The 24,418-nt window shown below is 64.3% G+C and carries 26 protein-coding genes and 2 tRNA genes; 17 read left to right on the forward strand and 11 right to left on the reverse strand.

Features of this window, described 5'->3' with window-relative positions:
- Window positions 1-38: 38 nt before the first annotated feature.
- The 4 genes from QOU61_RS01390 (at window position 39) to QOU61_RS01405 (ending at window position 3,764) form a co-directional block, all read left to right on the forward strand.
- Window positions 39-1,292: a COG4223 family protein gene (locus QOU61_RS01390; RefSeq protein ID WP_289656364.1), complete on the forward strand. Its 1,254-nt coding sequence runs from the start codon at window positions 39-41 to the stop codon at window positions 1,290-1,292.
- Between the two features lie 7 nt (window positions 1,293-1,299).
- Entirely contained in the window at window positions 1,300-3,000 is a 1,701-nt protein-coding gene (locus tag QOU61_RS01395; protein ID WP_289656365.1) for a heme biosynthesis protein HemY, read from the forward strand.
- A gap of 93 nt (window positions 3,001-3,093) precedes the next feature.
- Window positions 3,094-3,169 (forward strand) — tRNA-Thr (locus QOU61_RS01400).
- Between the two features lie 244 nt (window positions 3,170-3,413).
- Entirely contained in the window at window positions 3,414-3,764 is a 351-nt protein-coding gene (locus tag QOU61_RS01405) for a hypothetical protein (RefSeq protein WP_289656366.1), read from the forward strand.
- A gap of 82 nt (window positions 3,765-3,846) precedes the next feature.
- Here the strand turns inward: QOU61_RS01405 and QOU61_RS01410 are convergent, their stop codons facing one another.
- Complete coding sequence (locus QOU61_RS01410; protein ID WP_289656367.1) at window positions 3,847-4,236, reverse strand: DUF2513 domain-containing protein; 390 nt, start codon at window positions 4,234-4,236, stop codon at window positions 3,847-3,849.
- Between the two features lie 12 nt (window positions 4,237-4,248).
- Complete coding sequence (locus QOU61_RS01415) at window positions 4,249-4,716, reverse strand: hypothetical protein (protein ID WP_289656368.1); 468 nt, start codon at window positions 4,714-4,716, stop codon at window positions 4,249-4,251.
- Between the two features lie 92 nt (window positions 4,717-4,808).
- Here QOU61_RS01415 and QOU61_RS01420 point away from each other — a divergent pair, with 92 nt between their 5' ends.
- On the forward strand, window positions 4,809-5,444 hold the full coding sequence (locus QOU61_RS01420) for a hypothetical protein (protein ID WP_289656369.1): 636 nt from the start codon (window positions 4,809-4,811) through the stop codon (window positions 5,442-5,444).
- A gap of 188 nt (window positions 5,445-5,632) precedes the next feature.
- On the opposite strand, the gene QOU61_RS01425 is transcribed toward QOU61_RS01420, so the two are convergent.
- Complete coding sequence (locus tag QOU61_RS01425; RefSeq protein WP_289656370.1) at window positions 5,633-6,694, reverse strand: polysaccharide deacetylase family protein; 1,062 nt, start codon at window positions 6,692-6,694, stop codon at window positions 5,633-5,635.
- Between the two features lie 261 nt (window positions 6,695-6,955).
- Between QOU61_RS01425 and QOU61_RS01430 the strand changes: the two genes are divergently transcribed.
- Entirely contained in the window at window positions 6,956-7,249 is a 294-nt protein-coding gene (locus QOU61_RS01430) for a hypothetical protein (RefSeq protein ID WP_289656371.1), read from the forward strand.
- Between the two features lie 154 nt (window positions 7,250-7,403).
- A complete protein-coding gene (locus tag QOU61_RS01435) occupies window positions 7,404-7,616 on the forward strand; it encodes a hypothetical protein (RefSeq protein WP_289656372.1) in 213 nt (70 codons plus the stop codon).
- 103 nt (window positions 7,617-7,719) lie between these two features.
- Here QOU61_RS01435 and QOU61_RS01440 read toward each other — a convergent pair whose 3' ends face one another.
- A complete protein-coding gene (locus QOU61_RS01440) occupies window positions 7,720-9,408 on the reverse strand; it encodes an MFS transporter (protein ID WP_289656373.1) in 1,689 nt (562 codons plus the stop codon).
- Window positions 9,409-9,581: 173 nt separating this feature from the next.
- On the opposite strand from QOU61_RS01440, the gene QOU61_RS01445 reads away from it, so the two are divergent.
- From QOU61_RS01445 to QOU61_RS01465, 5 genes are all read left to right on the forward strand, one after another.
- Complete coding sequence (locus tag QOU61_RS01445; protein ID WP_289656374.1) at window positions 9,582-10,973, forward strand: cytochrome P450; 1,392 nt, start codon at window positions 9,582-9,584, stop codon at window positions 10,971-10,973.
- A gap of 293 nt (window positions 10,974-11,266) precedes the next feature.
- A complete protein-coding gene (locus QOU61_RS01450) occupies window positions 11,267-12,676 on the forward strand; it encodes an adenylate/guanylate cyclase domain-containing protein (RefSeq protein ID WP_289656375.1) in 1,410 nt (469 codons plus the stop codon).
- Between the two features lie 193 nt (window positions 12,677-12,869).
- Window positions 12,870-13,337 carry a tellurite resistance TerB family protein gene (locus QOU61_RS01455; protein ID WP_289656376.1) on the forward strand — a complete coding sequence of 156 codons (468 nt, stop codon included), beginning with the start codon at window positions 12,870-12,872 and terminating at the stop codon, window positions 13,335-13,337.
- 224 nt (window positions 13,338-13,561) lie between these two features.
- Window positions 13,562-14,341 carry an SDR family NAD(P)-dependent oxidoreductase gene (locus tag QOU61_RS01460; RefSeq protein ID WP_289656377.1) on the forward strand — a complete coding sequence of 260 codons (780 nt, stop codon included), beginning with the start codon at window positions 13,562-13,564 and terminating at the stop codon, window positions 14,339-14,341.
- A 116-nt stretch (window positions 14,342-14,457) separates the two neighbouring features.
- A complete protein-coding gene (locus QOU61_RS01465; RefSeq protein ID WP_289656378.1) occupies window positions 14,458-15,255 on the forward strand; it encodes a glutamine amidotransferase in 798 nt (265 codons plus the stop codon).
- A 164-nt stretch (window positions 15,256-15,419) separates the two neighbouring features.
- Here the strand turns inward: QOU61_RS01465 and QOU61_RS01470 are convergent.
- A tRNA-Ala gene (locus QOU61_RS01470) sits at window positions 15,420-15,495 on the reverse strand.
- 188 nt (window positions 15,496-15,683) lie between these two features.
- On the opposite strand from QOU61_RS01470, the gene QOU61_RS01475 reads away from it, so the two are divergent.
- Genes QOU61_RS01475 through folD form a run of 3 tightly spaced genes read left to right on the forward strand, consistent with a single transcriptional unit; the run spans window position 15,684 to window position 17,216 of the window.
- Window positions 15,684-15,974: a YggT family protein gene (locus QOU61_RS01475; protein ID WP_289656379.1), complete on the forward strand. Its 291-nt coding sequence runs from the start codon at window positions 15,684-15,686 to the stop codon at window positions 15,972-15,974.
- 17 nt (window positions 15,975-15,991) lie between these two features.
- The gene (locus QOU61_RS01480) at window positions 15,992-16,330 is read left to right on the forward strand and encodes a DUF167 domain-containing protein (protein WP_289656380.1); all 339 of its coding nucleotides are present in this window, start codon (window positions 15,992-15,994) and stop codon (window positions 16,328-16,330) included.
- 1 nt (window position 16,331) lies between these two features.
- Window positions 16,332-17,216, forward strand: a complete 885-nt coding sequence (gene folD, locus QOU61_RS01485) for a bifunctional methylenetetrahydrofolate dehydrogenase/methenyltetrahydrofolate cyclohydrolase FolD (protein ID WP_289656381.1) — start codon at window positions 16,332-16,334, stop codon at window positions 17,214-17,216.
- A gap of 54 nt (window positions 17,217-17,270) precedes the next feature.
- On the opposite strand, the gene ppa is transcribed toward folD, so the two are convergent.
- The gene (gene ppa / locus QOU61_RS01490; RefSeq protein ID WP_289656382.1) at window positions 17,271-17,801 is read right to left on the reverse strand and encodes an inorganic diphosphatase; all 531 of its coding nucleotides are present in this window, start codon (window positions 17,799-17,801) and stop codon (window positions 17,271-17,273) included.
- Window positions 17,802-17,857: 56 nt separating this feature from the next.
- A complete protein-coding gene (locus QOU61_RS01495) occupies window positions 17,858-18,367 on the reverse strand; it encodes a GNAT family N-acetyltransferase (RefSeq protein WP_289656383.1) in 510 nt (169 codons plus the stop codon).
- A gap of 276 nt (window positions 18,368-18,643) precedes the next feature.
- Between QOU61_RS01495 and QOU61_RS01500 the strand changes: the two genes are divergently transcribed.
- Together QOU61_RS01500 and QOU61_RS01505 are read left to right on the forward strand one after the other, a co-directional pair.
- On the forward strand, window positions 18,644-19,540 hold the full coding sequence (locus QOU61_RS01500; RefSeq protein ID WP_289656384.1) for an alpha/beta hydrolase family protein: 897 nt from the start codon (window positions 18,644-18,646) through the stop codon (window positions 19,538-19,540).
- Window positions 19,541-19,554: 14 nt separating this feature from the next.
- Window positions 19,555-19,962: a thiol-disulfide oxidoreductase DCC family protein gene (locus QOU61_RS01505; protein ID WP_289656385.1), complete on the forward strand. Its 408-nt coding sequence runs from the start codon at window positions 19,555-19,557 to the stop codon at window positions 19,960-19,962.
- A 22-nt stretch (window positions 19,963-19,984) separates the two neighbouring features.
- On the opposite strand, the gene QOU61_RS01510 is transcribed toward QOU61_RS01505, so the two are convergent.
- The 4 genes from QOU61_RS01510 to QOU61_RS01525 all read right to left on the reverse strand — a co-directional run bounded on the left by QOU61_RS01510 (window position 19,985) and on the right by QOU61_RS01525 (window position 24,266).
- Window positions 19,985-21,217 (reverse strand): type II restriction endonuclease, encoded by a 1,233-nt coding sequence (locus tag QOU61_RS01510; RefSeq protein ID WP_289656386.1) that lies wholly within the window; start codon window positions 21,215-21,217, stop codon window positions 19,985-19,987.
- On the reverse strand, window positions 21,214-21,675 hold the full coding sequence (locus tag QOU61_RS01515) for a very short patch repair endonuclease (RefSeq protein WP_289656387.1): 462 nt from the start codon (window positions 21,673-21,675) through the stop codon (window positions 21,214-21,216). Before QOU61_RS01515 ends, QOU61_RS01510 begins: the two co-directional genes overlap by 4 nt.
- Window positions 21,668-22,930 carry a DNA (cytosine-5-)-methyltransferase gene (gene dcm, locus QOU61_RS01520; RefSeq protein WP_289656388.1) on the reverse strand — a complete coding sequence of 421 codons (1,263 nt, stop codon included), beginning with the start codon at window positions 22,928-22,930 and terminating at the stop codon, window positions 21,668-21,670. Before dcm ends, QOU61_RS01515 begins: the two co-directional genes overlap by 8 nt.
- Before the next feature lie 88 nt (window positions 22,931-23,018).
- Entirely contained in the window at window positions 23,019-24,266 is a 1,248-nt protein-coding gene (locus QOU61_RS01525) for a flavin monoamine oxidase family protein (protein WP_289656389.1), read from the reverse strand.
- Between the last annotated feature and the right edge of the window lie 152 nt (window positions 24,267-24,418).

Raw genomic sequence — 24,418 nt, forward strand, 5'->3', positions numbered from 1 at the left:
ACCAAAAATGGGCCGCCCGGAACGATTAGGGAACCGCGATGGTCGATGACAATTCGCAGGACACGAAGGCCACGCCCGAGGCGGCGCGCGCCAAGCGGACGCCGCCAACCATCGATCTCGAGGCGACCGACGTCTCCACGCAGGCGCCGGCGACCCAGGCCGCGCAGCGAGAAGAGGCCGCGCCGCGCGAAGAAGCCGCACAGCGAACGGAAGGCGCACAGCGCGAAGAAGCCGCGGCCGAGGCGGCGGCGGCGAGCGAGGTGGAGAGCTCCCGAGACGACGTGCCGCAGGCATCTGCGGAAGGACCGGCTTCGATCCCGCCTTCAGCGCCGCCTTCCTCGATCTCGCCTTCTTCGATCTCACCTTGGGTGATCGCGCCATTTTCCGGCGCGGTTGCCGCCGCGCTGGTGATCGCGGTCGGCTGGATGCTGGGCTGGCCGCAAGTGCAGGTTGTGCCGGCCGCGCCGCCGATCAACCCGGCCGCGATCGACGATCTCGGCAAGCGCGTGGCAAGCCTCGAGAGCAGGCTCGCCAAGCCGGCAACCGATACCGCGGCTGCGGCGCGGCTCGATGCGCTGGACAAATCGGTTGCCGCGTTGCGCGGCGACGTCGCCAATCTGCGCACGCAGTCGGAGAAGCTCGCCACCGTCGCCAGGCCTGCCGACGCCTCGGCCGATCTTTCTGCCCTCAATGAGCGTATCGGCCAGCTCGAGCGCACCAGCCGCACGCAGAGCGCGGCGCCGGAGAAGAATGCCGAGAGCAAGCCGGCCGACGACTTGCCGCTGCGGCGGCTGGTCGCGGCCGCCCTGCTCGATATCACCGTGCAGCAGGGCCATCCTTTCGCGGCGCTGCTCGCTTCCGCCAGGGCGCTCGCGCCCAATCCGGATGCGCTGAAGCCGCTCGACGCCTTTGCCGCAACCGGCGTGCCGAACCCGTTCCAGCTCAACCGCGAGCTCTTGGCGCTGATCCCGAAGCTGACGCCTTCAGCGGGAAGCACCAGCCCCGAGTCCGGACTGATCGATCGCCTGCAGGCCGGCGCCTCCAAGCTCGTGCGTATCGAGCGCACGGACGCGACCGGCAACGACCGCAACGCCGTCGTGGCGCGCGCCACCGCGGCCGCCCTGCGCAACGATTCCGCCGAGGCGCGCCGCGAATTGCTGACGCTGCCGCCGGCCGACCGCGCGCCTGCGCAGGCCTGGATCGACAAGGCCGACGCCCGCGATGCGGCGCTGTCGGTCTCACGCAATTTCGCCTCCGAAGCGATGGCGGCGCTCGCAAAGCCGGAACAGTAGGGTTTCCATGGTCCGGATAATCCTGTTCCTGGTGCTGATCGCGCTCGCGGCGGCGGGCGCGGCCTGGATGGCCGACCAGACCGGCGACATCGTGCTGTCGTGGGGCGGCTACCGCATCTCGGCCACGCTGCCGGTGTTCGCGCTCGGGCTCGGCATCCTCGTGGCTGCAGCCATCATCGTCTGGTCGATCATCACGATGCTGTGGCGCATGCCGCGGCGCATCCGGCACGGTCGGCGCGAACGTCGCGCCGCGCGCGGCCGCAACGCCATCACGCAAGGGCTGCTCGCGGTCGGCCATGGCGATGCGTCGGCCGCCCGCCAGCATGCCGAAATGGCGCGCCGCCATGCCGGCCATGATCCGCTGGCGCTGCTGTTGCATGCGCAGTCGGCGCAACTCGACGGCGACCGCGATGGCGCGCGAGCGGCTTTCCGCGCGATGGCCGAGCGCGACGACACCCGCCTGCTCGGCCTGCGTGGCCTGTTCATCGAGGCGCAACGCGCCGACGACGCGGTGGCCGCGGTCATGATCGCGGAAGAGGCGCTGAAGCTCGCGCCGTCCTCGCCCTGGGCCTCGCATGCGGTGCTCGGCTTCTGCTGCGCCAAGGGCGACTGGAACGGTGCGCTGCGCATCCTCGACAACAACCAGACGGCCGGGCTGATCGACAAGGCGACCTATCGCCGTCAGCGCGGCGTGCTGCTCGCGGCGCGCGCGCTCGACCTCGAGACGGTCGATCGCGACCTCTCTCGCGAGAGCGTGATGGAAGCCGTGAAGCTTGCGCCGACGCTGGTGCCGGCCGCGGTGCTCGCCGCGAAATATGAGAGCGAGGCGCATCAGGTGCGGCGCGCGATGCGCCTGGTCGAGGCGGCGTGGCTTGCCGAACCGCATCCCGATCTCGCGGACGCCTACGCGCATGTGCGGCTCGGGGATTCCGCGAAGGCGCGCCTGGTGCGTCTGGAGACGCTGGCCGCGAAGACGCCGGGCCATATCGAGGGGGCGCTGGCGATCGCGCGTGCCGCGATCGATGCGTCCGAATTCGGCCGCGCTCGCGCCGCGCTGGCGCCGTTTACCGACAATCCGACGCAGCGCGTGGCGCTGCTGATGGCCGAGATCGAGCGCAGCGAGCACGGCGACAGTGGCCGTGCGCGGGCCTGGACGCTGCGCGCGGTGCGCGCCCGCCATGATCCGGCCTGGACTGCGGACGGTTATGTCAGCGACCGCTGGCGGCCGGTGTCGCCGGTTACCGGCCGGCTCGATGCGTTCCGCTGGCAGACCCCGGTCGCAAGCCTGCCGTCCGACCAGGCCGGTGCGATCGAGCCCGCGCCGTCGGAGGACGCGCGGCTGGCGCCGCCGGCCGCGCCCAGCGCGCTCGCGCCCAGCGAGGGTCTCGCCGAGCCGCCGCGCGAGGTCGAGGAGGCGCCAAAGCCGGCGGAAGCGCCGCCCGCCCCTGCCCCGGCCGAGCCCGCGTCCGTGCCGCCGCCTGCCGCCGCGCCACCTGCCGCAGCCGAATCGCCGCAGCCTCTGTTCCGCGCCCGCGCCGATCTTGCCAAGCCGGCGGCGCCGATTCCGGCGGTGATTCCGATCATCCGCCCGCCCGACGATCCCGGGATCGACGAGGAAGCGCCTCCGGACGAGTTTTCCGAGCAAATCGCGCCGGCCAAGGCGCAGGCCGGCGGCTGGCGCGGGTTCCTGACCCGCTGGGGCGGCTGATCGCGGACGGCCGGCGGGCGTTTTCCTTGCCAAGGTTCGCCACGCCCGGTATCAGGTGGCCCGCGCCGGATGTTTTCCGCACCGCGCCCGGTCGCCGCAATAGCTCAGTTGGTAGAGCACGTCATTCGTAATGACGGGGTCGGGGGTTCGAGTCCCTCTTGCGGCACCACCATATCACGCTGAAATCACTGACAAATTACTGCGCGATTTCAAGTGAGCTGGGCGCTCGGCTTTGTCAGCGAGAAGACTGCGAGAAGCCGCCACTGAATCTTTCGAGGCGTGCTCCGTTCGATCTTTCCAGACACACACAGGGACTCGGCTCCAATACTTGGCGATGCCGTTCCTACGCGCGTCTGCCTTGAAGGCGCGGCTGGTCGATCCATATTTTGGCGACCGGCACCAAGGAGATCAACGTGCTTACGCTCGACAATCTGCCGAACACTGTCCCCTCCAAACATCATGACAATGACCTTGGAGGGGCGCCTAACGCCGCCGATGGGTCTATCCGGAGCGACCGGTGCCCGGGCGAGCGCAGCGCCTACTTTGTCACGTGGCCCGCGCATGAGGGCACTCGCTTCGTGCCTGTTAGGGTCGGCACCGAAGAGCTGGCGCGCATTTCGGGCGAGACGTTCGTGATCAACAGCGAGAAGATCACGGCCGCGCTGGTGAAGCACCGCGCCCTCATCGAGCAGCGCGCTAACGAAAGGCTCGCGGCGCAGCCCGGCGCCAGCGAGATCACACTAGACATCGGCAGCCTCGGCTAAGGTCGTTACACTTGGCTCGCGTCCTACGCTGACTAGCGCCAAGCTGAAAACATAAAGGCTCCCAGATCGGGAGCCTTTTGCATTACATGCCCGGAATGCCCAGCTTTTGTAGCTCGCTCTTGATGTAGCCCTTTGCGATTTCCTTCACAAATTCGAAGGTCCAGCTCCCGACCTTATCGGTGGCCTCTTTCGTCTTGTGCCAAATTTTGGGATCACGAACCGCATCGAGATAGTCATGCCCCTGCCACGACAGCCGCGTGAACGTAATACCGATCATGGGTTGCGAGTCAGAAACCTCGACCAAACCGCGCTCCTGCAACAGCTGCAGATGATAGGCGATGTCCTCTTCGGAATAGCCCTCGACTGCAATACGCGGATCGTTCGGCTGGATTGTTTCCGCGCCGGACATTTCCATCGGCAGGGCTTCGAGCTTCAGAAGCAGCTCCCTCACCAATCCAAGATCGCGCTTCATCCGTTGCTCCTGTCATTCGTCGTAAACGAGCCGGTGCAGCCGATCTAGCGACAAGTTCAGCCGTTCTATGTGATCGCAAATCTGCCCGGCTCTGTATTGCTGCTCTTCGTTCGTCAGCTCTTCGTTCAGGAACAACTTTATTTCGTTCCTGATATTCTGCTTCCCGAAATCCTCGTGGTTGAGAACGTCGTCAATGGCTCTGGCGATCGCGCCGCCGCCGAGCTTGTTCCGTAGCTTCTTCAGCAAGACGATAGCGGCCGTGGCTTCGTCCGCGCTGTTGCGAAGTTTGCTGCGAAGCGATTTGTAGGTTTGTGACGTTCCTTTGCCATCAGCAAACACTCGCAACTGTTCCAGCACGCCGTCTTTCCAGAACCGCAGCCTCCCGGATTGTTTCGCCGCGCCTCGTTCGTCACGTGTGGCCCACAGCCCCATGACAAACTTCAACAGCGCATTCACCTCTGCCTTGTCAGGCTCAGGCATTTCTAACCCCCCTTAAAATCCGACTTTCCGGGGATTGCACCATAGCTACCCGACAACTTACAAGTTTTAAGCCGCTTAAACGGGAGGTTTTCGTGGGACGGATCACTATCGCTGCTATTGTTCTCGCATTTCTACCGGGCGGCATGGCCGCATCCGCGGCTTCCCTGAACTCCTGCGCGAACCTCGACATCCTGGGCACCTACGATCGAAGCGGGCTTCAAGAAAGCGACTACGGCATCTCGGCCGTTGGGACGTTTAGGATACAGAACGAGCCGGACGAGAACTCGCAGCCCAACTTCAACCTCACCATGGTCAACTGCGATAAGCAGACCGATGAGAACGGCCGACAATCCCTTACATGCCACGTCGCAAAGGTCGTCACCTGGGCCAAGGAAGAGAAGCCCAATACCGACAATCCCAACTGCTCTCTCGATCTAGACATGGCCGACTACACCATGCACCAGCTCCAGAAAGGCGTATTAGTCGGCGCCGAAGATTCCACCAACTGCTTTCAAAGCATGCTCACGATCGATCGGAACACGAAGCGTGTGTACATGAATTTCACAAGAACGAAGTACGCGGACAACTTCGATAAGATAAAGCCGGGCACTTGCGGTCAACCGCCACGAACGCAGGTCTTGATGAACTGCACCTATTGGGCGAGGTCCCGCAAGAATGGTGCGACACCGTCACGCTACTGCGACTTCAGCGGAGCGGGAGACAAATAAACGCCGCCGTTCTCTCCCGAGCGGTCGAACGCATTCGAGCGGCCGCACCACAAGAAGGTCTGGACCGAGGCGCGCATCATCAGCGAGCTGCATCGCCACGGCATCTACTGGTAAGCGCGGAAAAAACAAAGGCGCCCTGCGGATTTTGTCCGAGGGCGCCTTTGTCGTCTGTTCCTGGCTTGCGGGCGTTATTGCGAAACCGTCTGCACCACGCTGGAGACCGGGCGTGAGGAGACGGCTGCCGGCACCTTCAATTCCTTCATCAGCGCCTCGTCATATTCGGGCAGACTCGCAAACTGCGTCTTCGCCTTGATCTGCACCACCTTGTAACCGCCGGCCTTGAGCTGCCGCAGCAGCGTCGGCAACGCTTCGGCCGTGTGCTTCTGGAAGTCGTGCATCAGGATGATGCCCTTGCCGGTCTTCTCCAGCTTGCCCATCACGGTCTGCACGATCTTCTCGGGCGTGCTGGTCTTGCGGAAATCGAAGGAGTCGAGATCGCAGGAGAACATCGCGATGTTGCGAGAGCCGAGATAGGCAATGGTCGCCTGGTTTTGCTGGAGCTGCGGGAAACGGAAGAACGGCGCCGGATTGGTGCCGAGCGCGAACTTGACCGCGCTGAAACCCTTCTCGATCTCGTCCTTCGCCTGCTGCTCCGTCATCTTCTTCGAGTTGAGATTGGCGTGCGACCAGGTGTGCGCACCCACGGTGTGGCCGGCGGCCAGCACCTGGCGCAGGATCTCGGGATGATAGGTCGCGTGCTTGCCGATCGAGAAGAACAGGCCCTTGGTGCACTCCTCGTCGAGCGCCTTCAGCACGGCGGGCGTGTTGCCTGGCCAGGGGCCGTCGTCGAAGGTCAGCACCACCTCCTTGTCCTGCAGGAAGTCGAGCTGCTTGAATTGTTCGAAGCCGAAGCCCGGTCCTCCCGTGGTGTCGATCTCGACCACGCGGGAAACGCCGAGCGCGTCCGGGTTGGCGCAGGCCGCCGTCCTGGGAGCGACCGGCGCGGCGGCGGGGGCAGGCGCCGGCGCGCTCTCTGCGACCATCTGCCGGCCCGAGAGCGATGCGGTGACCGCGACGTCGTCCTTCGGCATCAGCCTGGCTGCGGCCGGCGACAGGGGATCGGATTTTCTGGCGGCGACGGTCTGGGGGGCCGCCGCATCGGCGCGCGGCGCCGCTGTCCAGAACCACACGCCGGCGATCACGACCGCCGCAACAATACTGGCCAGCATCAGGCCCAACGCACTACGCATCGCCACTCTTTCCCGAGAAAACGCAACCGACTGAATTTTCGTGCCCGACCATTAATGCGAAGGAAGTGTTAACGCCCTCCCAACACGGCCTGCTTTTGTGACGGGAATCCAAAGGGTCGCATTTATGTGACGGGTATCACACCGCCTCTTCACTGTGTGACGGGCCTCACAGTCGCAACCGGCGTTCGGCTGCATCGTAGCTCCCATCAGAACACGCCGCGCCTTCGCGCTAGCCGAGGTCGCCAAGCAAGGGAGCCTCAGATGACCACGTCCTTCTCCAGCACTGTCCGCCGAGCCGGCTTGATCCTGGCTTTCGCCGCTTCGCTGTCGGCACTGTCCTCCACCGCGAGCTTCGCCTTCTCGTCCGAAGCGCAGCAGATGTGCACCGGCGACGCGTTCCGCCTGTGCAGCTCGGAAATCCCCAACATTCCGAAGATCACTGCCTGCATGTTCAAGCACCGCACCGAGCTCTCCGCCGGCTGCCGCGCGGTGATGGACCGCGATCTCGCCGCGCAGCGCGGCAAGAAGCTCGCCACATCAGACGGCGCCAACTGATCTCGCGGCTGCTCTCATCGAGGCGGCGCAGGCTGAATGGCCTTGCGCCGCCTTGCGTTATCCCCATGTCATGCTGCCCAAATCGGGTGCGGATGCTAGGATCGCAGCGCCTGAATGCCGCTTGTTGCGTTCAATGCCGGAAAGAGACGTGATTATGACCAGGTTTCTACTCGCCATCCCGCTCGTTGCGATGATGGCTCTCGCGGCCCATGCCCAGACCGGACACGACGCCTGCGCGCGCGATGTCAGCCGCTTCTGCCGCGCCCACATGAATGAGGGCGATCAGGTCGTGCTGGCCTGCCTGAAGCAACACCGCGCCCGGCTGTCCAAGGCCTGCGACAAGATCCTGACCGAGCACGGGCAGTGACGCGCCAGCGTCATTCCGGAGCGCGAAGGAAATGAGCGCATCCGGAATCTCGAGATTCCGGGTCTGATGCTGACGCACCATCCCGGAATGACCGAACGAAAAGTTACGTGCTGCTGCCGGCGGCGCTGGCGACGACCGGCAGCACCTCTGACGTGGCGCGGTCGGGCGTCTCTTCCTTCCAGCGCACCGATCCGAACGGCCGCTCCAGCATGCGGCGGATGCGGATCGGATCAGGCCCGATGTGGAAGGCCATCGCCCGCTGATGCAGCTCCCGCTCGTCGCGGGTCGCGCGGTTGCGCTGGCGCAGGTAATCTAGCCAGGTCGGACAGTGATAGCGCTCGGTCCACAGTTCCGGCTCGGCGATGTCGCGCGCGATCGACCAGCCATAGGCGCCGTTGCGCTGCCGGGAAAGCTGCACGTCCTGCATCACATTGTGGAAGGCGCGGGCGTTTTCCTGCGCGACGCGGTATTCGATCTCGACCACCAGCGGCCCGCTGCGCCCCGAGAGTGACAGCCGCACCTCGGGATCGGCGAGCAGTTCGGCGGCCTCGTTGCGACCGCCGACAGGGGGCATCCGCAGCCACAGCCCGATCAGGGGCGAGATCAGCATCAGCGCGGCCGAGGCCAGCAGCGCGGTTTCGACGCCGGCGACATTGGTGAGGTGGCCCCAGCCCCAGCTTCCGATCGCGATGCCGCCGGAGATCGAGGCCTGGAAGGCGGCAAGCGAGCGGCCCGCGACCCAGCGCGGCGCCGAGAGCTGCACGCCGATGTTGAACAGCGCGACCGCGAGCATCCACACCGCGCCGGCCAGCACCAGCGCCGCCGCCGTCAGCACCGGCTCGCGGCTCAGCGCGACGCCCGCGATCGCAAAGCCCATCGAGATCGCGCAGGCGCGCACCGCGGCTTCGCCGCTCAGGCGCTTGCGGATTTCGCTGATATTGAGCGCGCCGAACACGGCGCCCATGCCGAAGGCGCCGAGCATGATGCCGTAGGTCTGCGCGCCGCCATGCAACAGGTCGCGCGCCACCAGCGGCATCAGCGCCGAGATCGAGCCGCCGATCAGGCCGGTGACCAGCGTGCGCAACAGCACGATCTTGATCGGCGGCGAGTTGCCGATATAGCGCACGCCCGAGACAATGGCGCGGTTGAGCCGTTCGCGCGGCAGGCGCGACGGCTCGTGGACCCGCTCCCACAGGAACATGACGATCAGGAGCGGCAGATAGAGCAGCGCGTTGGCCGCGAATGCCGCGACCGCGCCGGCGGTGGCCACGATGACACCGCCGATTGCAGGTCCGAAGCTGCGGGCGATGTTGTAGCTGATGCCGTTGAGCGCGACCGCCGACGGCAGGACTTCCGCCGGCACCTGCTCGCTGACCGAGGACTGCCAGGCCGGGCCGAACAGCGCCATGCCGCTGCCGACGACGAAGCACAGCGCAAGCAGGATGTTCGGGGTGACGAGGCCGAACCAGGACAGCAACGCCAGCGCGGTGGCGCCCGACAGCGAGATCGCCAGCGACACCAGCGCCACGATGCGCCGGTCGTGCATGTCCGCGATCGCGCCCGCCGGCATCGAGATCAGCATCACCGGCAGCATCAGCGCGGTCTGCACCAGCGCCACCTTGTCGGCGTCGTCAGTCATCTGCGTCATCGCCCAGGCCGCGCCGACGCCCTGGATCAACAAGCCGAGATTGGAGAGCAGGCTCGCTAGCCAGATGCGCCGGAACACCCCATATCGCAGCGGCGCGGCGACCCCGTCGGCGGCGAAAATCGAGCGTTTCGGCTGGTCGGTCATGGGCGGTTCCGTTGGCCTGCCGTAGGAGGCGGCGAATCCAACAAATGCCCGCGAAAGCCATGGCCTGTCCAGTACTTAAGCCGCCATCAATAAGGCCAAAGCACCGCTAAAATACGGACCCGCGGGCACTGCTTGTGCCGGGGGAAAATGCACACCAATCGTGAGGGCCTCACGTGAGCATCGCCGAAGTCCATGACGCACCGCCGCCTGCCCGGGCGCCGCTGGTGCCGCCGAGCCCGCCCCGCGCGCCGGAAACCATGGGCTTCTTCACCCAGATCAGAACGATGCGCGTGAGCGCGATCGCAACCTGGAGCCAGCGCGCCTACGAGGCCGATATCCTGCAGGGCGGCTTTCTCGGCCGCAGCAGCTTCATCTTCAACACGCCGGACGCGATCCGGCACGTGCTGGTCGACAATTACGAAAACTACCGGCGCACGCCGGTGGGCTATCGCGTGCTGCGGCCGATGCTGGGCGAAGGGCTCCTGATCGCCGAGGGGCGCGCATGGAAGCATCAGCGCCGCACGCTGGCGCCGGCCTTCACGCCGCGCGCGGTGTCGACGCTGGTGCCGCACATGATCGCGGTGACCGACGAAACCGTCGCCGAGCTGAAGCGAATGACCAGCCGCCCGATCGACCTGCGCGAGACCATGCAGCGCATGACGCTGGAGATCGCCGGACGCACGATGTTCTCCTTCGAGATGGACCGCCACGGCGCGACATTGCGCGACTTCGTGATGGAGTACGCCGACACGCTCGCAGCTCCGCATCTGCTCGACGTGGTGCTGCCGTTGTCCTGGCCGAGCCCGCGGGATTTCGGCCGGGCGCGCTTCCGCAAGCGCTGGACGCGCTTCGTCGCCATGCTGATGGCCGAGCGGCGCGCGAGCGGCAAGACCGAGGGCGCGCCGCCGCGCGACCTGTTCGACCTGATGGACACCGCGCGCGACCCCGAGACCGGCGCGGCCTTCAGCGAGACGCAGCTCGGCGACGAGGTCGCGACCATGATCCTCGCCGGCCACGAGACCACGGCGACCGCGCTGTTCTGGACGCTGTATCTGCTGGCGCTCGATCCTGCGACCCAGCAGCAGGTCGCCGACGAGGTGAAGGGGGTCGCGGCTGCGGGCGCGCTCGACATCGAGCGGCTGAAGCTCACCCGCGCCGTGATCGACGAGACCATGCGGCTCTATCCGCCGGCCTTCCTGATCGCGCGCGCGGCGATCGGGCCCGACACCGTGGCCGGGCGGACGATCCGCAAGGGCGACGTGATCCTGATTGCCCCGTGGATCCTGCATCGGCATGAAAAGCTCTGGCGCGAGCCCAATGCCTTCATCCCCGCGCGCTTCATGCCGGGCGCGCCGCCGCCCGACCGCTTCGCCTATCTGCCGTTCGGCGTCGGCCCGCGGGTCTGCATCGGCGCGCATTTCGCGCTGGTCGAGGCGACCATCGCGCTGGCCAAGCTGATCGCGAATTTCCGGGTCGATCTCCTGGACAAGGAACCGGTCGTGCCGGTCGGCGTCGTCACCACCCAGCCCGACCGGTCACCCATGTTTACCCTCACATCGCGCTAGTGCCGCCGATCTAAAGTTCCTGCACCGGGTGGGGCGAGATGGTCTCAGGAACGTCAGATCGAAAGCGGCACTGGAATCATAGATTTGCGAGTGCCCTTTGCTTTCCGAAGTTCGTGCACGAACTCGCGGCGATGCATCGCGAACTTCGGAAAGCGGGCACTAGGCCGCCGATCGAAGGACTGGCTGGTGCGAAGAAAAAACGTCAAGATAGTGCGCTAGAATTTGATCGGCTCGGGGCCGGGCCCCTATGGGCATTGCGGCCCCTGCCGGGTGATCCCATCTAATTGCTTGGCATGAGCGACATACAGGCCCAGATCTCGGTATTGAAGCAGACGGCCGATCCGGCGGTCGCCGAAGCCATTTCGCGCCTGATCGCAAACGGCGAGGACCACGAGCTCAACCGCATCAACGTGCTGGATTTTTCAAAGCGGGCCGGCCTCGACGAGGAGCAGGCGATCTCGGGCTTCCTGCACGCATCGCGGATGGGCCTGTTCGATCTCACCTGGAACGTGCTGTGCCCTGGCTGCGGCGGCGTGCTGGATGCGCATTCGACCCTCAAATCGCTCCGCCATGACGACTATCACTGCGGGCTGTGCGCCTGCGGCTATGAGGCCTCCGTCGACGAGCAGGTCGAGGTCGCCTTCACCGTCAGCCCGCGCGTCCGGCGCATTGCCGCGCATGATCCGCACAGCCTGCCGCTGTGGGAATATTTCAAGCAGGTGTTCTGGAGCTCGGGCATCGATCTCAACAAGGATTCGTTTGCCGCGCTGACCGACGAAGTCACGCTGGATGCGCTCGAGCTGCCGGCCGGCGAGAAGGCCGTGCTGTCGCTGCAACTGCCGTCCGAGTTCATCATCGTGTTCGAGCCGGTGACGCACGCGGCGCATTTCATCGACGTGCAGGGCGAGCCGACCAAGGAGCGCCAGCAATTGTCGCTGGTCTACAACAAGGCGCATCCGCCGACCGGCAACATGACGCTGCGCCCCGGACCGTTGCGGCTGTCGCTCGACAACCAGGCCGACGTGCGCGTGCTGCCGTCCGTCTTCATCGCAGGCGACGCGCTGCATCGGCTTTTGGGCAAGCGCCGGCCGTTCCTCACCGCGAAGCGGATGCTGTCGAACCAGACGTTCCGCGACGTCTTCAAGGCCGACAACCTCAATGTCGATCAGCGCCTCAAGATCACCTCGCTGACCTTCCTGTTCACCGACCTGAAGGGCTCGACTGCGCTCTATGAGCGGGTCGGCGACCTCGCCGCGTTCGATCTGGTGCGCGCGCATTTCCGGGCCCTGCTGGAGATCATCTCCTCGGAGAAGGGCGCCGTGGTGAAGACCATCGGCGATGCCGTGATGGCGACCTTCATCCGGCCCGAACATGCGATCGTTGCGGGCCTGCGCATGCGCGCGGCGATGGAGAAGCTCAACGCCGAGCGCGGCACCACCGATCTCGTGGTCAAGATCGGGATTCACGAGGGGCCGTGTCTTGCGGTGATGCTCAACGAGCGGCAGGACTATTTTGGCCAGACCGTCAACATCGCGGCCCGCGTGCAGAGCCTGTCGACCGCGCAGGAGATGCACATTACCGGTCCTGTGATCGATGCCCCTGCGGTTGCCGAAATCCTCGACCGCGAAGCGATCAGGCCGATCCCGAAGGAAGCGGCGCTGCGCGGGATCGCCGACAAGGTGCTGGTCTACGAGATACCTTGATCTTTTAGGCACGAGCGACCATTGCCGATCGGTAATTTCAGCGCGGCCGTGTTCCGATTGCGCTTGCGGGCTTTTCCACTCATATATCCACGTGTGGCGTGGATCTGGCGTTCGCGCCCTACCCGTCATCGATGTTAGAATCGGACCATCAGGGCCGCCGCGACGGACGGCCCGTATCATCTGGCAGGAAGCGATGCTCGACGGACTCCGCCAATTCATTGCCGACGTCGTTTCGCCGCACGGCAACCGCGCCTTCGACGATGCCGGCTATCGGCTGGCGGCGACCGCGCTCCTGATCCACGTGATCTCGCTCGACGGCGAGCCGTCGGCGGCCGAGAAGCGCAAGCTGCACAGCCTGATCGAGAGTCACTTCGGCCTCGATCGCGGCGCAGCCGACCAGCTCATCGCTTCGGCGACGCTGGTTGAAGGCGAAGCGGTCGACCTCTACCATTTCACCAGCGTCATCATGCGCGAAGTCGACGAGCCCGGCCGCATCCGCATCGTCGAGATGATGTGGGAGCTGGTCTATGCCGACGGCCAGGTCAGCGAGTTCGAGGACAATGTGGTGTGGCGCGCCGCCGACCTGCTCGCGGTGTCCTCGCGCGACCGGATCGAGCTCAAGCATCGTGTTGCTGCCGCGCGCCAGCCGTCCGAGAGCTGAGCCTCTGCGCCGGGCCGTCTTTTCGGCTCGTTACGCCTGAATAACCAAACTTTAATGTTCGGGGTCGCGGGGCGCCGGGACACGCGAAAAATCAGGCATTCCAAGGCGGTTATGCCGGTTTACCCACCATGAGATGCCCGGGGGCGGCTTGCCTCGGGGTGCACGCCTATGCTCTCGTGCCGCCGCAATCGGATATTTCCCTGTTGATTTAAGAGCGGCAGATCGTGACGGAACGTGTGACGCTGATTACCGGTGCCTCATCGGGTATAGGCGCGGAGTTGGCGCGTGTTTTCGCGGCCCACGGTCACCGCGTGGCGATTGCTGCGCGACGTTTTGATCGCCTGACGGCGCTTGCGGCCGAGCTCGGCAGCGCCGGTGGTGGGCCGCCCATCGTGATCGCTTGCGACCTCGGACAACCCGGTGCCTGCGACAAAATCGCCGCCGAGCTCGACGCCCAGGGCGTGGAAGTCGAATATCTCGTCAACAATGCCGGCTATGGCGTGTTCGGCGAAGCGATCAAGAAGGACCGCGCCGAGCAGCTCGGCATGATCGACGTCAACATCCGCGCGCTCACCGACCTGTCGCTGCGCTTCGCAAGCAGCCTGATCCGCCATCGCGGCGGCATTCTCAATGTCGGCTCGGTCGCGGGCTTCCTGCCCGGTCCCGGAATGGCCGTGTACTACGCCTCGAAGGCTTACGTGGTGTCGTTCAGCGAGGCGTTGCGCGCCGAGCTTGCTCGAAGCGGCGTCCGCGTCACCGCGCTCTGTCCGGGTCCGGTGCCGACCGAGTTCCAGGACCGCGCCGGCTTCCAGCCGGGTTTCGACTCGGCCGTGCTCAATGTCTCGCCAGCCAAGGTCGCCAAATTGGGCTATCGCGGGCTGATGGCGAACAAGCGCATCGTGCTGCCGGGCTGGGGCATCCGGCTCGTGCCGTTCCTGCTGCGGCTGTTTCCGCGCGGCTTCATCCTTGCCGCCGTCGCCGGCTTTCAATTGCGCAAGCGCTGACCGTCGCGCGGCCTGCGTCTGGCCCGCGACTTGCTTCGCACCTCCGTGTGCGCGAGCTCACGGGCCGTTAACGCTCCGTTAGCTAAAATACGGCTCAAATTGCCAAGCGAAATCCAATGTCGTTCCGGTCAAACAGGAATATTGGACAAACCGTCGTGCCCTTTCCGGTACGGCAGCCGGCTGCGCCTTCGCATCAGGCCGGCCGGCTGCCGGTCCTGATCGTGCTGCACCAGGAAAGCTCGACGCCGGGCCGGATCGGCAACGTGCTGCGGGCGCTTGGCTATCGGCTCGATGTCCGCCGCCCGCGCTTCGGCGATGGACTGCCGGAAACCCTCGATGGCCACGCCGGCGCGGTCATCTTCGGCGGTCCGATGAGCGCCAATGATGCCGACGACTACATTCGTACCGAGATCGACTGGATCGAAATTCCACTGCGCGAGCAGCGGCCGTTTCTTGGCATCTGCCTCGGCGCGCAGATGCTGGCGCGGCAGCTCGGCGCACCTGTCGCGCCGCATCCGGCAGGAATGACCCAGATCGGCTACTACCCGATCCGCCCCACCGCGGCCGGGCGGCGTCTCTGCGCCAACTGGCCGGCCCGCGTCTATCACTGGCACCGGGAGGGTTTCGCGCTGCCTTGCGGCGCCGAGCTTCTGGCCGAAGGCGACGATTTTCCGGTCCAGGCGTTTCGCGCCGGCGACGCGTTCGGGCTGCAGTTTCATCCCGACGTGACGCTGGCGATGATGCACGGCTGGACCACGCGTGGCGAGATGGACTTGCCCGGCGCGCAGCCGCGCCACCTGCACTTCGAGGGCCGCGCGGTGCATGATGCGGCCGAACGCGCCTGGCTTGCCGAATTCATCGACAATTGGCTGCGTCTGATGCCGCTGTCGGTGATGTCGCAGGCGGCGGAGTAACGGCTTCACAGCCGCGGCGAATTGCCAAGGCGGATCTTTGGCAAGGCTGATCTGTGGAGAGAGCCCGTCTTCGCCCCTATCGACGTCGACGCGCTACGCCGCGCCGCCCGCTTCGCCTTTCAACGCTTGTGGGTTGTGCCACGCGAAGCCCGAAGGGCGAAGCGTGGTGGAGCCAGGCGGGATCGAACCGCCGACCTCATCATTGCGAACGATGCGCTCTCCCAGCTGAGCTATGGCCCCATCGCGGCCGCTTATGCTGGAAAGCGGCCGACAAACGGGGTCATTTACCGTCCGGCCCAAGGTCAAGTCAAGAACGCGGGCACGCGGTTTTCGCGATCATTTGCCCGCCAGTTCCCTTGTTTGGAAGGGGGGGAACCGATATCTACGCGGAAGGCCCATTTCGCGACCGAAACCCCCCTCGAGCCCTCATGCGCGCCCTCCTCGATATCATCCTCATCGTCCTCGATCTCTACATCTGGCTGTTGATCGCTGCTGCGATCCTGTCCTGGTTGATCGCCTTCAACGTGGTCAACACGCGCAACCAGTTCGTCTCGGCGGTCGCGGAGTTTCTCTACCGGATCACCGAGCCGGTGCTGGCGCCGATCCGCTCGGTGCTGCCCAATCTCGGCGGCCTCGATATCTCGCCGATCATCCTGATCCTGATCATCATGTTCATCCAGCGGGTGATCACCTATTACGTCTATCCGAGCGTGTTCTGATCGGCTGCGGACGGTCGATGCTGCGCTCGACGCTTCGATCGACGTTTCCCTGGCGCTACTCGGCCGGCGGCATCAGCGTGGCGTTACGGGTGACGCCGCGCGGCGGCCGTGACGATATCGACGGGATCGAGACCCTGGCCGACGGCCGCAGCGTGGTGAAGATCCGCGTGCGCGCGCTGGCCGAAGGCGGCGAGGCCAATCGCGCGGTGATGGAGCTTTTGGCGAAATCGCTGGGCGTGCCCAAGGCGCGGGTGAGGCTGCTGTCGGGTGCGACCTCGCGGATCAAGCAGGTCGCGGTCGACGGCGACCCCACGGCGCTCGGCGAGGCCTTGCGCGTTCTGACTGCGAAGGAGTGAGATGACCGCCAAGATCATCGATGGAAAAGCGATCGCCGCCGAGCTGCGCGCCCGCGCCGCCGGCGAGGTGGCGCGGGTCAGGCGCGAGCACGGCCTGACCCCGGGGCTTGCCGTCGTGCTGGTCGGCAACGATCCCGCCAGCGAAGTCTACGTCCGCAGCAAGCACAAGCAGACGCAGGACGCCGGCATGGCCTCCTTCGAGCACAAGCTGCCGGCCGACGTGCCGCAGGCCGAGCTGCTGGCGCTGATCGACAGGCTCAACCGCGACCGAAACGTGCACGGCATCCTGGTGCAGCTGCCGCTGCCGAAATCGCTTCACACCGAAACCATCATCAACGCGATCGATCCGGCAAAGGACGTCGACGGCCTGCATCCGCACAATGCCGGGCGGCTCGCCGGCGGCTTTGCGGCGCTGGCGCCGTGCACCCCGCTCGGCTGCATCATCCTGAGCAAGAGCGTGCACGCCTCGCTGGAAGGCATGAACGCGATCGTGATCGGCCGCTCCAACCTGGTCGGCCGCCCTCTCCTGCAGCTCCTGCTCAATGAAAACGCCACGGTGACGATCGCGCATTCGCGCTCGCGCGACCTGCCCGCGCTCACCGCGCGCGCCGACCTCGTGTATGCCGCGGTCGGCAAGCCGGAGATGGTGCGCGGCGACTGGATCAAGCCCGGCGCCACCGTGATCGACGTCGGCATCAACCGGATTCCCGCGGCCGACGGCAAGACGCGGCTGGTCGGCGACGTCGCCTTTGCCGAAGCATCCCAGATCGCAGGCGCGATCACCCCGGTCCCGGGTGGCGTCGGCCAGATGACGGTGGCGTGCCTTCTGGTGAATACGCTGCGCGCAGCCTGCGCGATCGCGGGCGTGCCGAAGCCCGCGGTGTGAGTTTGCCTTCCCGCTCTCCCCGTTCCTGCGCGGAGAGCTGAGGAGCCGCGGCCCCTACCCTTTCCTCGCCCGCGCGATGCCTTCCTCGATCAGCCGGTGCGCGTCTTCAGCGGGGCCCCAGCGCAGCACCTTCACCCATTTGCCCTGCTCGAGATCCTTGTAGTGCTCGAAGAAGTGCTGGATCTGCGCCAGCGTGATGTCGGGCAGGTCGCTGTAGCTCTTCACCTTGTCGTAGCGCTGGGTCAGTTTCGACGAGGGCACCGCGATGATCTTCTCGTCGCCGCCGGCCTCGTCCTCCATCAGCAGCACACCGACCGGCCGCACGCTGATGACGGCGCCCGGCACGATGGCGCGGGTGTTGGCGACCAGCACGTCGCAGGGATCGCCGTCGTTGGACAGCGTATGCGGGATGAAGCCGTAATTGCCGGGATAGCGCATCGCCGTATAGAGGAAGCGGTCGACCACCAGCGTGCCCGCTTCCTTGTTCATCTCGTACTTGATCGGCTCGCCGCCGACCGGCACCTCGATGATGACATTGACCTCGCGCGGCGGATCGATCCCGATCGGGATGGCGTCAATGCGCATGGCTGGCTCCGTACAGCTTGAGAGCTAGAGAGAGCGTCTGGACGCCGAAGGGTCGGTCAGTTCGTCCAGGCGAAGGCGACCTTGTCGAGCGACTTGGGCCCGAACTTCTCGGAAGAGCGCGCCACCATGCGGCCGCCAAGCGCGCGATAAAACTCCGTCGCCGGATCGTTGTCGGAGAGCGCCCAGACCACCATGCTCTTCAGCCCGCTCTGCAGCAGGTCGCGCTTGGCTGCAGCGAACAGCCGGCGGCCGAAGCCGAGGCCCTGAAACTCGGGGCGCAGATAAAGCTCATAGATCTCGCCGTCGAAGTGCAGGCTGCGGGCGCGGTTGCGGCCGTAATTGGCATAGCCTGCGATCTTGTCGCCGAACACCAGCACGCTGACGCGGCTGCCCTTGCGGATCGCGCTGTCCCACCAATGCGGGCCGCGGCGGTTGATCAGCTTTTCCAGTTCGGCGCCGGGGATGATGCCCTGATAGGCCGAGCGCCAGGCTTCGTCATGGGTCGACGCCACCGCTGCTGCGTCAGCGGGCTTGGCCGGCCGGACTTCGATCAGGGTAGTGCTCATGGTTGCCAATCAAAGCAAGTCGTCGGGCTCGCTTCAAGGTCTATCCTTAATTATCGATTAACCTGTGGACTTTTTGCATCAGTTTTTGGGGTCGGATGTACCGAAAAAGGACAGAACGTCACCCGTGGCGGTCAGGGCCGCAGCCGACAGATGTGCAAGACATCAGCACCAATCTGCACGCGCGGTTTTTCTCTCACGGAAATATGCGCTGGATTTGATTCGCCGTGCGGTGTCTGGTCACGAAATCCTTGCAGGGCCCTGGGGGCCTCCCGATCCATGAACTTGTTCACAATTCGCCTTTTGGTGGTCTGTCTAGGTCTTGTCGCGCCAGCCGTGCTGGCGCAGCCGCCGCTCGGCCCGGCGGGTGCCGAAGGCGCGCCGGATCGCGAACAGCCCTGGCTGGTGCCGACGCCGGATGCCGCGACGCCGGCGCATGCAATGCTGTTCCGCCCGCCGGGCGAAGGGCCGTTTCGCCTTGCGTTGATCGCGCATGCGACGACTCAGAACGTGTTGCGACGCGCGCAAATGCCGCAGCCGGAATATCGCCCGCTTGCGGCGTACCTCGTCGCCCGCGGCTTCGCCGTGCTGGTGCCGGAACGGCTCGGCCATGGCGCAACCGGCGGCCCTTACCTGGAGGACCAGGGCGGCTGCGACGAGGCGGACTATGCGCGCGCCGGCCGCGCTACCGCGGAGCAGATCGCCGTGGCGCTGAAGTTTGCGCTCGCGCAGCCCTTCATTCGAAACGACGGCGCGGTGATTATCGGCCATTCCGGCGGCGGCTGGGGCGCGCTGGCGCTTGCCGGCGAGGACACGAAAGGGATCGCTGCGATCATTGCATTTGCGCCGGGGCGCGGTGGCCATGCCAACGATATGGAAAACCGCGTCTGCGCGCCGCATACGCTGCTTGCCGCGGCGGGCGAATTCGGCCGCGCGGCGCGCGTGCCGGTGACCTGGCTGGTCGCGGCCAACGACACATATTTTTCGCCTGACCTGTCGAGGCGGCTTGCGGACGCTTTTCGCGCAGCCGGCGGCAAGCTCGATTTCCGCATGCTGGGCGCTTCGGGGAGCGAAGGCCATTGGCTCGCCGAAACGGAAAGCGGCGTGATGCTTGCCGATGGCGCGCTCGATAGCGCGTTGCGCCTGGGCCAGCCGGCGGCGGCGAAAAAGCGATGACGGGATGAGCCCTGATGAGCCGATGGCCCGACGATGATGTAATCCTCTATGACGGCGTCTGCGTGTTCTGCTCGCGCTGGATCCGCTTCGTGATGACCCGCGACACTGTGGCGCGCTTCCGCTTCACCCAGATCCAGTCGGCCTACGGCACGCGCCTCGCGCAGGCCTTCGGCATCGATCCCGCTGATCCCGACACCAACGCCGTGATCCATGGCGGCATCGCTTACTTCAAATCCGATGGCGCGCTCACCGTGCTGTCGAGCCTGCCGGGCTGGCGCTGGACGCGCGCCCTGTTCGCGGTGCCAAGGCCGCTGCGCAACGCGGTCTATAACCTCGTCGCGAAGAACCGCTACCGGATCTTCGGCAAGTACGAGACATGCTTCGTGCCGGATGCCGACATGCGGGCGAGGGTGATGGAGTAGGGAGATGCGGTAAGGTCGCCTATCAAGTTTGTGTTGACGACACAAACTTCATAAACTCTTTCAAATTCATAAGCCATCTTTGCTGAGTTGGTTTGTACGTTTCGTGCAAGGAACTCGGCAAGACAAGCTGCAATTGCTTGGCCTTCATTTCCGACGTCTGACTTTCGGATATTCCAGGCTCCAAGGTGAAGAGATGCTTGCGCTCGATACGCTTTGCTTCAGAGAGCACCTGACGCCATCTATCCTTGCAGGTGGATTTTGAACCAAGCATCACCAGCTTCGAGGCCGGAAACTTCGAGTTTACGTACTCGGCAGTCCCGGGGAAAAGAAAGTCGGGCTTGTTGTTGTTCTCCGTCGTGGAGCCGCGCTGAAATCTAAGGGAATTTGACTTGAATACAGCGGCCAAGTGGTGCTCAAGCGCAAAACCTACCCTCGACTTTCTTCGATTTTGGACACTCAACGAAAAGCTTACGAACTCGTCGACGTCCGCTTTCCTGCCCCTCATAAATCCTTGTTGAATTCGTTGGCCTACGATGTAGCGTTCGAGCGTGCGGAACAAGCGTTCCTCAAATTCGATCCAGGTCGCTAACGCATGGTCTGGATCAGCCTTAGGGTCGGTTTTGGGAGAATGCTTCCTGGCGAACTCTGAGAAATCCGCTGTCAACGGAAATTCAGGGCCGAACTGTTTGAGGAGAGGATCCAGCCATTCGTCCTCTGTGAGGATCGCCTCAATACCTACCAGTTCAAGAATATAGCGGGCGGTGAATGATAGTTCTTGGCCACGTTCGCGCCTGAGGTCGCGCTTGCTTGTATCAAAGCGGTCGCTCTTAGCCTTGAGTCCAAAAAGCCAAAAAAGCTGCTGCTCTGTGGCGCTGCCGCTGGCGCAACTGACTGCAAGCAAAGGGCCTTTCTTTGGCAAGCAAAAGAAAAGTGTGTCACCGGCACGAGCTCTTCGTACGACTTCCTCGGCGGCCGCCGGATAATACAATCTGTATTCCGGCTCTCTATGAGGCTGATTTTTGCGGCTGTTATACCAAGTGCCTTCGAGGTCGAACCGTGCAGGGGGCGAATCGTCTTCCAGCCAAATATAGGTGACAGGAATTTTTTGCTTATTATCTGGCGAGCCGAGAAATTCTCGGAATGCGTCCACTCCCTGATACTCATGTCCTCGCGAAGTTTCGGGGTCCACCTCAGTTCCGGCCAAGGTCTTTGCAGCTGCTCCAATAAAATATTCGGACAAATAGCCGCTTTTCATTTCGTGACCGTTCCCCGCAGCTCTATGCATTTTCGTTGCGAGCAGAGCCAGCAGGATATCTTGCCAGTGAGCAAGTCGGCTGGGATTGCTTCGCGGCCCTTGAGAGCGCACTCCCACACGAGACCGATGCGCCAGTTCGTTCCAAGAAGAGCGGCAAGCGCTGCCGCGTCAACCATTCGATTCCGCTCGATCTTCTTTCGCCAGAATTCCTTTCGAGTTTTCGGCCATTTGAACAGATGACAACCATGCCCGTGCCAGAAGCATCCGTGCACGAAGATTACCGCCCGGTGCTTGGGGAAGACAAGGTCCGGCTTTCCCGGTAGGCGTTTGTCGTGAAGGAGATAGCGGAAGCCTCTCGCATGGAGGCCTCGCCGGATGATCATTTCGGGCTTTGTGTTCTTGCCGCGGATGCCAGCCATCATCCGGCTTCGGACCTCGGCCGAAACAACGTCAGCCATAGACGAAGGCCTGGTCCTTCTCCCGAACGAAGGGAAGCTCGGGTTGTCTTGCGGGTTTCTTGATCGCCCGATGCTCGACAGCTGCAAGGATGTGTGGCTTCATCAGTTCGGCCACCGCTTTCACGACCGGGACCACAACAGCGTTGCCGAATTGCTTGTAGGCCTGCGTGTCCGATACAGGGATACGGTAGTCCGACCCGTCGACGTGCTGGAAGCCCATGAGGCGTGCACACTCGCGCGGGGTTAGCCGTCGCGGTCGCTTGTTCGACTGTGCGATCAGCACCTCCGATCCGTCCTTGAAATATCGAGCCGAGAGCGTGCGCGCCACATCGCCTGGCCCGAACAGGCTATAGCCAAACCCGTTGCCCTTTGCCTGGTGCTTTTCCTTGTAGTCTTTCAAATAGTTCCAAAGATGTGCCGTTAACGTGTACTTCGGATCAACGCTTTCGTTAGGATCCAGGATTGATCGCAACTTCGGGCCCTCTTCGGGGACGGGTAGTTGATCGAAATCAAACTTGCTACTCTTGCGAAATCCGACAATGAAAATGCGCTCGCGCTTCTGAGGGACCCACGGCGCCGAGCTGATGACGCGATGGTGGACTTCGTAGCCGAGCTCGTTTCGCAGAACATTGACGATTGTCGCAAACGTTCGTCCTTTGTCGTGGCGTTGAAGGTTTTTCACGTTCTCCAGCAAAAATGCCGAAGGCTGATGATAAGCAATGATCTGCGCGAGATCGAAGAACAACGTTCCTTGCGTGTCGCAGAGAAAGCCATGTGGCCGTCCCAGTGCGTTCTTCTTGGACACGCCTGCGATCGAGAATGGCTGACATGGGAAGCCGGCCAGCAGAACGTCATGCGCCGGGATCAGAGACGGATCCTTCGAAAACTCCCGGATGTCGCCAGCTATCGGGTGATCGCTACCGAAATTCTCGCGATAGGTCATCTGGCTGTATTTGTCCCATTCGGACGTGAAAACACACTGGCCCCTAATGGCATCGAAGCCCAAACGTAGGCCGCCAATTCCTGCGAACAGATCAATGAACTTGAACGCTGCGGGCTTCGGTCGCTTTTCCGGCAGTTTCGCAAGATGCTCCTGAAGCCATTTGATTGCGATTGGAGACGGGCGCGACTCGCCATTCTCGTATCGAATGATGGTGCGTTCTGTGACCCCTAACAGGTTAGCCGTTTCGCTCCGGGATAGTCCTGTCTTGAGCCGAAGTTCCTCGAACTCAACCGAATGATGGGAGCGGGCCATACGACATTCCTCGCTGGGACGACAATTGACAACCTGTCAGCGATTCTTCCCAGAAAGTATAGTTGTTCATGGTATGTTCCGTCAAATCTCAACTGTCTCGGACGGCCGCCAGCACTTCCTTGGCCGCGCGCTCGCCACTGTCCCGTGCGCCGTGGGCGGTGGAGAAGAAGTGCGGCGAGGTGGCCTCGCCCGCGAAGAACAGTCTGCCGTCCACGGGGGTGGCGAGCATGGCCCGCTTTCCCGCGTGGCCGGGCAGGGCGTGCGAATAGGAGCCGCGCGCGAACGGATCATGCGCCCAGCGCGACTCCTTCAGCGGCTTCAGCTTGCGCCTGATGTCGTTGCCCAGGAACGAGACGATCTCGTCGATCGCGTATGCCGCGATCGCGCCGTCGCCCTTGTCCTCCAGCGCTCTTGCAAAACGGCCGCCGAAAAAGCCCTCGATGCAGGGCTGGCCGAACGGGCGCAGATGATAGGTGCCCATCTCGGTGCGCATGGTGGCGCCGCGCAGATTGCCTTCCTTGGGCAGCGCTTCGGGCTCCTCCAGCGCCAGCGTCACCTTGTCGGCGAGGCCGAGCGGCAGCGCGGCCGCGGCATCGACCTTGGCCGGCAGCGCGGGCGAGAAGCGGATCGCCTGATCCGCGATCAGATTGGTCGGCACGGTGACGATGACCTTGCGCGCGGTCAGCGTGCCCCGTGATGTCCCGATGCGGATGTCCTGGCCTGAATAATCGATCAGGGTGACGTTGCAGGAAAGCGCCAGCGGGCAGGGCGCGCCATAGGCCGCGATCAGCGCACCATAGCCGCGGCGCACCCGCCAGTTGATGTTGGTGTCCACATAGGCGTCGAGATCGAGGATCGAGACCTGGTCGAGCTCGCTGCCGTTCACATAGGTCGAGATCGCGTCGATCATCGGATTCCAGCGGTTGCCGGGCTCCAGACAGCGGCTTGCCGGCGTATCGCGGCCGCTGCGCGCCGCCTGCTCGACACGATCATAGAACGCCTCGAGCGCCCGCATGTACTCGTCGCGCTCCTTTTGCGGAAACGCCTTGCCATAGGCGCGCTCGCGCCAGGGCGGCAGCGTCTTGTCGACCGCGAAGCCGAGATGCGCGGCGATCGGCACGAAGGAATTCTTGTCCGCCGAATGCAGCCAGCCGCAGCCGAGGTCGAACACCACGTCGGGCGCAGCCTGGATCGTATGCGCGCGGCCGCCGACGCGCTCGCGCGCCTCGAGCACGATGAGCGACAGGCCGGAATCCTTCAGGGCGTTGGCGGCGCCGAGGCCCGCGGCGCCTGCGCCGACGATGGCGACGTCAACGGAGGAGGGGAGGGAGACCATGACTCGGCTCTAGCACGTTCGGCGGTGCGCCTGAAGTCGCCACCAGTTTAGCCGTCATCACCCGCCTTGTGCGCAACCGCGCACTGGAGCGGGTGATCCAGTATTCCAGAGACAGCGGTGATCGAGCCGATAGGCCGCGGCGTACTGGATGC

Source organism: Bradyrhizobium sp. NP1 (assembly GCF_030378205.1).
Lineage (GTDB): Bacteria > Pseudomonadota > Alphaproteobacteria > Rhizobiales > Xanthobacteraceae > Bradyrhizobium.